Source organism: Paraburkholderia sp. UYCP14C, assembly GCF_004197395.1.
Lineage (GTDB): Bacteria > Pseudomonadota > Gammaproteobacteria > Burkholderiales > Burkholderiaceae > Paraburkholderia.
On sequence record NZ_SELS01000414.1, the window covers coordinates 1 to 227 of the forward strand.

Annotated in this window: 1 pseudogene; it reads right to left on the reverse strand. The window is 71.8% G+C overall.

The window, feature by feature from the left end:
• Positions 1-227, reverse strand: a pseudogene (locus EVC45_RS45425) (hypothetical protein); the annotation flags it as partial.

A 227-nucleotide genomic window follows, 5' to 3' on the forward strand; every position in this document is an offset into this window, starting at 1 on the left:
GCCGCTTCACGCGCATCGGCCTTGTCCGGCCACTTCGAGAGTGCATTGAGCGCGTTGGCCACCGCCTGCGCGTTCATCGACCCGCGCAGCCCGGCCTCCGAGGCCAGATGACCGGCCAGGCGCAGCGCCGCTCCACGCGCGTTGGCCTCGTCCGGCCACTTCGCGAGTGCATTGAGCGCGTTGGCCACCGCCTGCGCGTTCATCGACCCGCGCAGGCGCGCGTCTGT